The sequence below is a fragment of the Flavobacterium psychroterrae genome, from assembly GCF_018380615.1.
Classification (GTDB): Bacteria; Bacteroidota; Bacteroidia; order Flavobacteriales; family Flavobacteriaceae; genus Flavobacterium; species Flavobacterium psychroterrae.
Genome location: NZ_JAGYVZ010000012.1, coordinates 114,849 through 127,835, shown reverse-complemented (window position 1 = coordinate 127,835; position 12,987 = coordinate 114,849). Strand labels below are relative to the sequence as shown.

At 34.1% G+C, this 12,987-nt stretch carries 9 protein-coding genes; all 9 read left to right on the top strand.

Annotated elements, in window-relative coordinates:
* Nucleotides 1-258: 258 nt before the first annotated feature.
* Complete coding sequence (locus KHA90_RS13995) at nucleotides 259-693, top strand: DUF1810 domain-containing protein (protein ID WP_213301293.1); 435 nt, start codon at nucleotides 259-261, stop codon at nucleotides 691-693.
* A 206-nt stretch (nucleotides 694-899) separates the two neighbouring features.
* The gene (locus KHA90_RS13990; RefSeq protein ID WP_213301290.1) at nucleotides 900-1,250 is read left to right on the top strand and encodes a hypothetical protein; all 351 of its coding nucleotides are present in this window, start codon (nucleotides 900-902) and stop codon (nucleotides 1,248-1,250) included.
* Between the two features lie 299 nt (nucleotides 1,251-1,549).
* A complete protein-coding gene (locus tag KHA90_RS13985) occupies nucleotides 1,550-2,245 on the top strand; it encodes an ABC transporter ATP-binding protein (RefSeq protein ID WP_213301287.1) in 696 nt (231 codons plus the stop codon).
* A gap of 30 nt (nucleotides 2,246-2,275) precedes the next feature.
* Nucleotides 2,276-4,576: a TonB-dependent siderophore receptor gene (locus KHA90_RS13980; RefSeq protein WP_213301284.1), complete on the top strand. Its 2,301-nt coding sequence runs from the start codon at nucleotides 2,276-2,278 to the stop codon at nucleotides 4,574-4,576.
* Nucleotides 4,577-4,581: 5 nt separating this feature from the next.
* Nucleotides 4,582-6,033 (top strand): ABC transporter permease, encoded by a 1,452-nt coding sequence (locus KHA90_RS13975; RefSeq protein WP_213301282.1) that lies wholly within the window; start codon nucleotides 4,582-4,584, stop codon nucleotides 6,031-6,033.
* A 1-nt stretch (nucleotide 6,034) separates the two neighbouring features.
* Nucleotides 6,035-7,384: a DUF3526 domain-containing protein gene (locus tag KHA90_RS13970; RefSeq protein WP_213301280.1), complete on the top strand. Its 1,350-nt coding sequence runs from the start codon at nucleotides 6,035-6,037 to the stop codon at nucleotides 7,382-7,384.
* A gap of 468 nt (nucleotides 7,385-7,852) precedes the next feature.
* Complete coding sequence (locus KHA90_RS13965; protein WP_213301278.1) at nucleotides 7,853-8,452, top strand: RNA polymerase sigma-70 factor; 600 nt, start codon at nucleotides 7,853-7,855, stop codon at nucleotides 8,450-8,452.
* A gap of 67 nt (nucleotides 8,453-8,519) precedes the next feature.
* A complete protein-coding gene (locus tag KHA90_RS13960) occupies nucleotides 8,520-9,623 on the top strand; it encodes a FecR family protein (RefSeq protein WP_213301276.1) in 1,104 nt (367 codons plus the stop codon).
* Between the two features lie 133 nt (nucleotides 9,624-9,756).
* Nucleotides 9,757-12,987, top strand: a complete 3,231-nt coding sequence (locus tag KHA90_RS13955) for a SusC/RagA family TonB-linked outer membrane protein (protein ID WP_244860345.1) — start codon at nucleotides 9,757-9,759, stop codon at nucleotides 12,985-12,987.

Here is a 12,987-nt window from a genome sequence, read left to right as displayed (position 1 = left end):
CTTATAATCCAAGCAAAAATAATTTCTCGCAAAGACGCAAAGTTTAAATTATCAAAAACTTACACGAAAAACTTTACGCCTCTTCGCCTTTGCTAGATCAAATTTTCAAACACTTAAAAAAAATCAGATAAATACTACAGCGATTTTTTTCTTAATAAAATCACAAAAAATAGATGTAAAAAAAGCTTTAGAAATATACAACTACATATATTTTCAGTAGATTTACGACCTGATTGCTCCAAATAAAATCAGTAAATAATGGCTTACAACAACAAAGATTTAGTTCGCTTTTTAGACGCGCAAAACAAATTATATTTAGCTGCACTTTCAGAAATTAAGAAAGGCAAAAAAGAATCACCGTGGATGTGGTTTATTTTTCCGCAAATAAAAGGACTTGCATCTTGTGATACATCAAAATTTTACGAAATTAAAAATGTCGATGAAGCAATTGCGTTTCTGGAACATCCAATTCTGGGAAAACATCTTATAGAAATCACAGCCGAATTAATCAAAACAGATGAAAAAACTGCCGAAGATATCTTTGGAAACCCTGATAACGAAAAATTGCAATCCTGCATGACCTTGTTTGCCAGCATTCAAAATACGGAACCTTTGTTTAATGATGTATTAGACAAATATTTTGACGGATCTTCAGATTTTCATACGCTGCAATTGTTATATAGTAACTTCTAAAAATCAAGAAATTTTATTTTTATCACACTGAAAAATAGATTAATAAGCATATCTTTAAAGATATTCCGCTTCAAATAAAATCTCATTGCCTGAAGAAAAATTAATAATTTATAACCAATAATTTATAATTAAAGTTATATTTGCAACCAAGTTGCGTTAGTTAAAAACTCAGAAACTCCGCTATCTGTAAGGATTTCAAAACAAGAATGAAAAAGAAAATTGTCTTAATTAATTTTTTTATGTCTTTAACCGTATTGTTCGCAATGCTGTTTCAGACCATACATTCTTACGAGCATATTTACAAGCAGTTAACAGAACAACGTTGTGATCATCAATACGTTGATGGACAAAAACAAATCACACACAGCCACACTGTCGACAACAATTGTCACGTTTGCCACTTTGCATTTAGTACATTTATCCCTAATAATTTCCAAGCTTTATCTTTTCATAAAGCAAGCGTTGAAACCTCTTATGTATTCTTCTATACAAAAGGAGCTTCAACTTTTTTCAAAGGCAGCCTTTTCGCACTCAGAGCGCCTCCTATCACAGTCTAGTTTACTACATTTTATTTTTCGAAAGTAAAAAAACCTCTTACCCGTTATTTAATTGGTAAAAGGAAAACTCGTTTTGTATTCAGTTTTTTTAGTCGCAGTCTCAGTTTTCAGTCTCATAACGAAACCGGAACTAAAAACTGAGACTGAGACCGAGACTGACACTGAAAACTGAGACTGAGACTGAAAACTGAGACTGAGACTGAGACTGAGACTGAAAACCGAGACTGAAAACTGAGACTGAAAACTGAGACCGAGACTGAAAACTGAAAACCAATACTAAAAACTAAATACATAAAAACATGCTTATAGCTGAAAATCTGACGAAAAAATACGGCGACCAAATCGCATTAAACAAACTGAATTTAACCATTAAAGAAGGTGAAATCTTTGCGCTTTTAGGTCAGAATGGTGCTGGAAAAACAACCACAATCAATCTTTTTTTAGGTTTTATAACACCAACCGAAGGTGAATTGAGAATCAATGGAATTTCGGTAATCGAAAACGCTCAGGAAACTAAAAAATACGTCGCATACATCCCTGAAACCGTAATGTTATATCCTAATCTTACCGGAATAGAAAACTTAAAATTCTTTTCATCGCTTGCCGGATTTAAATATTCAACGGGCGAATTGACCTATTTCCTGACAAAAGCAGGTTTACAAATTACCGCGCACGAGCAAAATTTGGGAGGATATTCAAAAGGAATGCGCCAAAAAGTAGGAATCGCAATTGCCATTGCCAAAAAAGCCAAAGTACTATTGTTAGACGAACCTACAAGCGGATTAGATCCCAAAGCATCAAATGAATTTTCGCAAATCCTGAAAGAGCTTTCTGCAGATGGAACCGCGATTTTAATGGCGACGCACGATATTTTCAGAGCCAGAGAAGTTGCGTCACATATTGGGATTATGAAACAAGGAAACTTAGTCACCATTATTGAAGCGGATAAAATCTCGGAAAACGAACTTGAAGATTTGTATTTACAAACTGTATAAAAGGAAAATTTTTCCAATCCAACCAAAAAAATGAAACATTTAATTTTCTTTATATTGCTGTTCGTGAGTACGCAATTTGTACAATCCCAAGTCATTAACAAAAAAGTAAAAGATAGTATTGCGAAAGATTCTATCGAAATGGTTTCCAAACGCAACGAATTGCAAACCGTTGAAATCATTGGTCGTTCAACAAAAAAATACAACAGCGATTACTCGTTTGCGGCGACAAAAACAGCCGCTTTAAACAAGGATATTCCGCAATCTATTTCAACGATTACCAAAGAATTAATTGCAGACAAAGGCGCTTTTTATCTTGCCGATGCCGTAAAAATGGCAAGTGGCGTGATTCCGGCGAGTTATTACAATCAATACACGATTCGCGGAATCAGTCAAAATGAAGAGGGGCAGATTATAAACGGAATGCGAACACGCCAATATTACTTTTTACAGCCTTTGACCACTAATATCGAGCGTGTTGAAGTCATAAAAGGTCCGTCGAGCGCCACATTTTCTTCTGTAGATCCGGGCGGAAGTATCAATTTAGTCACCAAAAAACCTTTGGCAATTGATAGAAAAGAAGTCAGTTTAAGTGTGGGAAGTTTCAGTACTTTCCGAGGAAGCCTCGATTTTACAGGACCTTTAAACGAATCTAAAACCCTTTTATACCGCGTAAACGGCGCTTATCAGGAAGCTAAATCGTTTCGTGATTTAGTGAGCAACAAATCGTTTTTGATTTCACCGTCTTTCAGTTATATCCCAAATGAAAAAACCGCAATTAATACCGAATTAATTTTAAGCGATATGACCGGAATTCTGGATCGTGGTCAGCCTATTTTTGGCGCAGTTTCCGGAGTTACCAGTTTAAATAAAACACCAATTAGTTTGAATCTGGGTGCTCCAAGTGATTTTTTTAAATCCAAAGAAATGGTTTTTACGACCAGTTTAGCACATAAATTCAGTTCTAAAATTGGTTTCAACGCCCAATACATGAAACAATCCTGGACCGAAAATCTTCAGGAACACAGAACTACAAATGGTTTTGCAGTTGATATGAACAATCAGCCCGTTACAAATTTAGCGATGATGCAATTTGTTCAGCGTCAGCAATATTGGGACGTTGATAATTTAAGTACCTATTTTAATTTCGATTTAAAAACCGCAAAAATTAAACATAAGGTATTAGTGGGCTACGATTTAAGCAGTTGGAACAAAACCAAAGGCGGCGGACAAAATGCAGCGAGAGGTTATTTATTAAAAGACGGAACTGTGGCAAGTTCCTTTGTTCCTGCAAACTCCGCCAATTACCAAACTACAACAATTGACGGCGTTGTTTTACCAAAACCAAATGTCAATTACTTCAACTTAAATAACCCCACTTACACGATTACAAGTCCAGATGATTATACACTGAATGTGAGAACTGCGCTGCCATCAGCATTAACCACAACAGATGCAATTTATATTCAGGATCAGATTCAGTGGGAGAAATTTACGGTTTTGCTTGGATTGCGAAACGAATGGTTTGAAGACATAACCAATTATAAATCAAACAATGAACTAACGGTTAAAAAAACAGCTTTATTGCCACGAGTTGGTATTACTTACGCCGTAAATAATGAGATTAACGTTTACACGACTTATCTTGAAGGTTATCAGCCTCAATCGAATACGGTTACTTTAATGCCACAAACGGGATCTTTACCCGCCGGAAGTTTGTTTGATCCGCTTAAAAGTAATTTGAAAGAAATAGGAATAAAAAGTACATTTTTTAATAATTCAATGAGCTTTAATGCTGCGATTTACGAAATCAATCAGCGCAATATTTTAATGAATGCCAATGATCCCGCAAATCCCGATTTATTGGTGACAAGAGGCGCTGAAAGAAGCCGTGGTTTTGAGTGTGATTTAGCGGGTTATATCACCGTCGATTGGCAAATAAATGCATCCTACAGTTATATCGATGCCAAAATTACAAATGATCGTGATGTCTCGTTAATTGGTGCCAGAAAGCAAAATACACCAAAAAACAGCGCCAATTTATGGACACGTTACAACTTTAACTCAGATTCAGGTTTAAAAGATCTTGGTGTTGGTTTTGGGATGCAATATCAAAGCAGCAAAGTGCCATGGTTTACAAGAGCGTTTACACTTCCTGACTTTACAGTTTTTGATGCCGCAGTGTATTACAAACCCAACAAAAGCAATATGCAAATTGCCCTTAATGCGGGTAATTTATTCAACAAAACCTATTGGTTAGGCGCTCAGAATTATTTGAGATTATTTCCCGGAGCACCCAGAAACTTCAGCCTAAACGTAACTTATAAATTTTAATTTATATGAAATTATTACAAACAGAAATTTTAATCGCCAAACATTTAAAGAACTCGGTATTTAAAAATAGTGCGGTATTTATCATCACCCTTTTTATTGGGCTTATTTTACTTTACGCCGCATTTTCAGGTTGGGAGAATTATACCAATCAAAATGAAACCAGCGAAAAATACCAACATGAATCCCGCGAAGACTGGTTGAAAAATCCGGACAAAAACCCGCACCGAATGGCGCATTACGGAAATTTTGCCTTTAGAAAAAGTACACCGCTAAGTGTTTTTGAATTTGGAATGGAACCGTTTTTCGGGAATGCTATTTTTCTGGAAGCACACAAACAAAACACGGCAAATTTCTCTGAAGCAGGATTTTCAAACAGTATGCTGCGTTTTGGAGAAATCAGTATTGCAATGGTTTTGCAAATTTTACTGCCATTACTTATCTTTTTCTTAGGATTTAATGCGGTCGCTGCCGAAAGGGAAAACGGCACTTTAAAACTCCTTTTAAGTCAGGGAATTAGTTGGAAACAGCTTTTATTAGGCAAAGTATTAGGAATCGCAAGCGTTATCATGATGCTTTTTATTCCCACGATTATTGTACTTGTTTTTATTTGGTTGTTGCTTCAAAACTTTACAATTTCGGTTGATGAAACGATCAAAATGGTATTGTTTATTGGGTTTCATTTTATCTATTTAATCTTCTTTTGTGTGATTGCCGTTTTAATTTCTGCTTCAAGCAAAACATCAAAAAAAGCGTTGATTTCATTAATTGGAATTTGGCTCGTTTTCACGATTATTCTGCCAAGAACTACTCAGGCAATTGGGGCTTATATCTATCAGGCGCCGTCGAAAATTCAATTTAACAGTGATATCGAAAAAGACATTCTGAAACAAGGAGACAGCCACAACCCGAATGATTTGCATTATAAAGCCATTAAAGATTCACTTTTGAGCGTTTACAAAGTCGATTCGGTACAAAAACTTCCTTTTAATTATTCAGGATTTATCATGACCGAAGGCGAGAAAATAAGTTCTCGTATTTACAACAAACATCTGGAAAAATTACTTCAGGTTTATGAAAAGCAAAACAGTTTTTCTAAAACAATTTCGTTTTTTAATCCCTACATCGCGATGAAAAATTTATCGATGGGATTGTCTAATACCGATTATGATTCGTATATCGATTTCCAGAAACAAGCCGAAGAATACCGTTATAATATGGCGCAGAAAATGAACGCTTTACAGGTAAAATACATCAGTAATAAAAAACCGGGACCAAACGAAAAACCTTTGACCATTAACAAAGAACATTGGGCTGATATTGCCGAATTTCACTACGAAACAAAAGGAGTTTCAGACGTTTTAAAGTCTGAAATTGTTTCGGTTATTTCTATTATTCTCTGGATTATCCTGCTGCCCGTTTTGATTCGAATTGCAGCTAAAAACCTTAAAGCCATTTAATATGTTAGCATTACTTTTTAAAAATTTCATACGATCAAAAGGCACAAAAATTGGATTGATATTTCTGTTGATTATCGGATTCATAAGTCTTTTGATTGGTCAGCAATTCCAACAGAAACAACACAATACTATTACCGAAGCCGCTGTATATCAAAAAGAACATATTGCAAGAAATGCCGCTTTCCATAAAGACGAAATTGGGCTTCTCCTCTACTACATTAAGTTTTCATTAGTGAATAAAACGTTGCCAATAAACAGTTTGGCAATTGGTCAGCGCGATGTAAATCCGTCGATACAAAGTGTTACGATTCGAGGTTTAGAAGCTCAGAAATACGATGCCGAACTCAATAACCCTAATAATCTTTTATCCGGAAATATTGACTTTAGTTTTGTGCTCATTTATCTTTTTCCGCTTTTAATTATCGCTTTTTCGTATAATTTGGTTTCGGAAGAAAAAGAAAGCGGCACCTGGAAAATTGTTGCCACTCAAACCGAAAATACGTTCTTATACATTCTGAAATTGTTTTATATCAGGATTCTAAGCCTAATTCTCTTGCTTACAATTGTACTTTTTGTGGCAGTTTTGTTTTTGAATATTCCATTTGATACTTCACTTTTAACATTTTACGGATTAAGTGTTTTGTATATTTTATTTTGGTTTTCAATAAGCTTTTTTATTGTTTCATTACAAAAAAATTCAAACTTCAACGCCGTTATTTTATTGACAATCTGGTTGTTTCTGATTATTATTTTGCCAGCGATAATCAATACGTATGTAGTCAATAAATATCCAATTCCTGAAGCTTTGGAATTAACCGTAAAACAACGAAATGCCTATCATGAAAAATGGGATATGGATAAAAAAATCACGATGGATAAATTCTACAATCATTATCCGCAGTTTAAGAAATATCCTTTGCCTGAAGGCGAGTTCAACTGGCTTTGGTATTACGCCATGCAACAAGCAGGAGATGATGATTCATCGAAACAATCTCAGGAATTAGAAAATAAATTGCAACAGCGTAATAATGCAAGTCAATTAATCGCGCAATTTATTCCGACTTTGCACACGCAGATTCAACTGAATGAAATCGCCAAATCAGACTTAGGAAACCAGCTTTTATTTTTGAAAGAAACCAAGCTTTTCCACGAAAAAATGCGTTTGTATTTCTATCCGAAAATATTCGATAATGCAGAAGTTAGTAAAGAAAACTGGTCGAAATTTAAAGTGGAAACTTTTAGTGATTCTTCAGAAATTAGTTTACTGAAAGCATTTTTACCATTATTACTTTTCAATTTAGTTTTGATTTGTTTTGGATGGAGAAATTTTAAGCGTAAAGTTTTTTCTTAACCGAAAAATTTTTACCGAAGAGTTCACAAAGGTTTACGCAGAGTTCACAAAGTTTTTAGTCAAAGCTTTGCGGTAATTTTTTACCACAGAGTTCACAAAGGTTGACGCAATATTCACAAGCTTTACACAAAGCTTTGTGAACTTTGTGTTTTTATAAAATCCTTAATATTAAAATCTTTGGGAACTCTGCGGTTAAATAAGTAATACATTATTAAGCGCAAAGAGTTCGCAAAGTTTTTAGACAAAGCTTTGTGAACTTTGTGTTTTTATAAAATCTTTAATATTAAAATCTTTGTGGACTTTGCGGTAAAAATTCTTCTTATTCTGACTAATATTTTTTCAAACATTGAATAATTTTATTTTATTTAGAATTAATATAAATAAACTTTTATATTTGCCGCTTTCATGGCAAATTCCGGTAGTTTTATACATTTACCCGATTGCCACTTTCTAAGTAAATTTCGTTTAATGAATAACAATACCAGTTTCGAATCAAATCTTTTTGAATCTTTCAAAGAAGGAGACGAAACTGCTTTCACTTATTTTTACGACAAATACTTTCGCAGAATTACTTCTTTCAGCATTCAGTTTATTTATGATAAGGATGAAGCCGAAAATCTTGCTCAGGAAGCTTTTCTACATCTGTGGCAAAACCGGAAAAATATTGAATCAATAAACGGAATTCAATCTTTTTTGTATACTTATGCCAAATCAAAATGCCTGAATATGATCCGACACAATAAGGTTAAGGATAAATTTAAAAGCGACATTTTAAACAAAAAAGAAAGAGAACTGGATATCGAAATCCTGAACTCGGTGCAATTTGACACTTTAGAATTAACCGAATTAGAGCGTTTAATCAAGGAGTCCATTAGCGAATTACCTCCCAAAACCAGAGAAGTTTTTATCAAAAAACGCTTCGAGGATAAAAAAAACGCAGAAATCGCCGAAGAAATGCAAGTTTCCTTAAAAGCTGTCGAAGCCCACATGACAAAGGCTTTGAAGATTTTAAAAACCAAATTATCCGATTATATGTTCTTGATTTTTATTCTTATTTGTAATAATTAAAAATAAAAGGTAGGGTATTTTATTTCTGAAGTGTACTTACTATAACCGGAAGTTTAAAAACCAAAATATGATTACCGAAATTATCTATAAATACTTTTCTAATGAAGCTTCAGAACAAGAAGTTCAAACTCTTTTTGAATGGATTGATGCATCAGAAGAAAATAAAAAGCACTTTATATCTTTAAAGAAAACCTGGGCAATTTCCGGTCTTTCTGAAGATCTTTCAAACAATTCTGTTCCTGTAATTTCTATTCAGCCAAAAAATAAAGTATTTCATTATTTGAAATATGCTGCTGTAATTTTGGTTGTATTTGGATTAGGAAAATTGGCTTTTGATTTTAGTCAGAAAGCAAAATCATCAAAAGAAATTGTTCTGGAATTGGCAAATGGACGTTCAGAATTTATTACAAAGAACAATCATACTCAGATAAAAAATAGCAACGGTGATTTGATCGCAAAGAAATTTCCAAACCAAATTATTTATTTCGGAAAAGTTCAGGATCAGGAAGTGGTTTACAATACACTTAAAGTTCCTTACGGCAAAAAATTTAAACTTACGCTTTCAGACGGAACGGTTGTGAGTTTAAATTCAGGAACCACTTTAAAATATCCGGAACAATTTGGCATCAACTCAAAAAGAAATGTCTATTTGACCGGTGAAGCTTTTTTTGAAGTAACAAAAGACAAAGAACATCCATTTATTGTAAACGCCAATCAGGTTGATATTGAAGTTCTTGGAACCAAATTCAACGTAAGTGCTTATCCTGAAAACCCAACTGTTAACGGTACTTTAGTCGAAGGAAGCATTGAAATGTATGAAGTTGAAAACAAATTAAATGCCGTTTTGCTGAAACCAAACCAAATGGCAACCTGGCAAAATAATTCTAAAAAAATTACAACAAAAGAAGTTGATCCTGCTTTCTTTTCGGCATGGACAAAAGGCGAACTTGCTTTTAAAGATACCCCATTTTCTACTATCGCTAAAATTATCCAGCGTACTTATGATGTTGAAATTATCAATGAAAATGCTGTTTTGGCCAGACAGAATTTCACCGGTACTATTAAAATTAGCGAATCAAGTGTCGAAAACATTTTAGAACTTCTAAAACGTGATACGCCGTTTAATTATTCGATTAAAGAAAATACCATAACCATTACCAATCTTCCATAACTAAACAAACATGACTTTTACGATACCCAATTTAAGGAAAATACTGTTTTTCCTAGCCCTGTTCATATCTTGTTTTAAAGGTTTTTCTCAAAATAAATTAATCACATTACAGCTAAAAAACAAACCTATTAGTTTGATTATTAAATCAATTGAAGAACAAACTGATTTTAGGATCATTTATAATGCACGAAAAATTGATGCCGGTCAACTGGCAGATTTAAATGTTCAAAATGCGACTTTAGAAACTACTTTAACACAATTATTTTCGGGGAAAAATATTTCGTTTTACATACAAAAAAAGCAGGTTTTATTAACGAACTCTGCTCCTGCTCCAACAGTTACTTCAACTTCTGATGAAAAAGAAAGATTCATTAGCGGAACGGTTTATAATGCTAAAGATAAACTTCCGCTTGCCGGAGCAACAATTCGTATAAAAGGAACCGGAATGGGCGCCATAACTGATTTTAACGGAAAATTTGTGTATCAGTTAAAAGGAAATAATATCAATAATATAGTGCTTGAAGTTGGATTTTTAGGGATGATTTCTCAAAATACAAAAACAGATAATAAAAAAGAATTTTCGGTTTATCTCGAAGAATTTACAGATGAACTGAATCAGGTTGTAATTACCTCATCTTACGGAACTAAAAAACTGAAAGAGGAAATTGTTGGGAGTATTTCAACTATAAATGCTAAGGATATTCCTGTTCAGCAAGCCTCCGAAAGTATTGATAAAATGCTGGAAGGGCAAGTTGCAGGTGTTTTAATCGAAAATACTTCGGGAATTGGAACTCCCGTTAAAATCAATATTCGTGGTCAGGGAAGTTTAAAACCACTAACCGGAAGTCTTCTTGGAACTTCGACTCAGCCATTAATTATAGTTGATGGCGTGATTATGAACGAACAAAAAGGGATTGATAGTGCTTCTTTTGACGCAGCCGGCGGTCTTGGAGAAAATTTATCAAATCCTCTTGCTTTTATTTCGCCAGACAATATTGAAACTTTTACGGTTCTTAAAGATGCGGCGGCGGTTGGTATTTATGGAGCCGACGGTGCAAACGGGGTAATTTTGATTACTACCAAAAAAGGAAAAAAAGGAAAAGCACAGTTTCAATTCTCTAACCAGCTTGGGGTTTCAACGGCAATAAATCAAATTAAATACCTTAACGGAAAGCAATATAATGATGTAAATAATGCTTTTAACGCCAGTCAAACACCTAATTATGTTCCAGTTCCTTATAACGGAGTTGATACTGACTGGTTTGATCTTTTAAATAATTCGGGGATTTATAATAAGTATAATTTTAGTGTTTCTGGCGGAACTTCAAAAATTACCTATCGCACTAATATCACGTATTTAAATATTGATGAACCGCAATTGGGCAATACTACAAAACAATTAAATGGTGGAATAAACATTGGGTACAAACAATCAAAATGGGATATTAACTTGTCTTTTAATCCCAGTTATGTAAAAAAAGATGCACCAAATATTTACTATGATTTTGCTTATTTACGAACAATTTCACCTTATAACGCAGACGGAACTTATTCTAAATTAGGATTAACGGGTTCAACGGGAGGAAATCCGTTAGCGGCTATCGAACAAAATAAAAATGAAACCGAATCTAAAGCTATTTTAGGAAGTTTGAATGTTGGTTATGATCTTAATAAAAACATCAGGTTGGCTACTTTATTTGGTTTGGATTATCTGGATAAAGTACAGGATCGCTATTTTTCCGGTGAAAATGAAAGCGGGCAAGTCAATGGTACTTTCCTGTTAGACGGCATTAATTATCCTAACTGGGGAAGAAGATTATTCAATAAACGAAATTCGACTAAATGGAACTGGCAGGGACAAATGTTATTCAACAAGGAAATCAATAAAAATAATACGATTGACGGTGTTCTAGGATTTGAACTTTCTGAAGAAAAGACAAATTTTAATTCTGCCACTGCAACCGGATTTACAAACCCTAATATTCTCAATAATATTGAAGATGCCATTCAGGATGATAATGTCAATACAACTGCTGATGAAACTTATGCAAAGCAGCTTTTTAAGAGTGATATTAATTACAATTCACGTGTTTCTTTCTTTGGACAACTTAATTATAATTATAAAAAAAGATACTATTTCCTTGGAAATATAAGGCGTGACGAAAGTTCGGTTTTTGGAGATGATACGAACGTGGCTATAAACAGCGGTGCAGGTTTAGCATGGATTATCACTAATGAAAGTTTTCTGAATAACTCGTCGTGGATTGATTTCCTGAAACTAAAAGCAAGTTACGGTTCAACCGGAAATTCCAGAATTGGTTCGTACCGTTCAAAAGGATTATATAATGTGCTTCAAAACGGCTATAATGGCGGATCATATGCAACGCCAAGTGCTGCGCCTAACGGAAATTTAAGCTGGGAGAAAAATAAAAAATTCAATGCCGGAATCGATTTTAATATTTTTAATGCTGTCGAATTATCATTAGAATATTATTATGATGATTTAAACGATTTGATCGCAAGCCGCGAAATCCCTACAGAAACGGGTTACGGAACAATGCAGCTTAATGCAGCAAGTATGTACAACAAAGGTTTTGAATTGACTACGAGAATTAAATGGTTCCAGAAAGGAAAATTCAAATGGACATCATCTTTCAACATCTCAACTGTTGATAATAAGGTAACTGATTTAGTAGGTTTAGGAAGTGATTATTCTATAGCTAATATTGCTCTTGCACAAAAAGTTGGTTACAGTACAACCACAATCTGGGGCGTTCAATGGGCTGGTGTTGATCCTGCAACGGGACGTGATTTAATTAGAAAAAACGGGCAAATCTATGACGCTCCTACTTATAAAAGCCTATTTAATGAAACGGACTGGGAACCTATCGGGGATTTACAACCTAAGGCTTTTGGAGGTTTCAGCAACAGTTTTTCATATAAAAGTATCACTTTATCCGTTAATGGCGCCTTTCAATTGGGCGGTGATAAATTAATATCAGATGAGATTATTTCAAAATACAGTAATCTTTCAAACAGAAACATGTCTGTAAATGCTTATGATTATTGGAGAAATCAAGGCGATATTGTTTCACAGCCGGCTCCGAGCAGAAATACGCTTTTACCTAATTTAAGTAAATATGTTTATGATGCAACCTATCTTAAAATTAGCAATATCAATTTGAGTTATAATGTCCCAATTAAAAATACTTTCCTGAATCGTTTAGTCATTTTTGCCGATGTTTCGAATGTCTTTTACTGGTATAAAGAAAAGAGTCCGTCAGGAATGAACGGAATTAGAGAATTAAGCTTTAACTATCCGCAAGCCAGAACAATTTCATGCGGAATTAATACAAATTTTTAA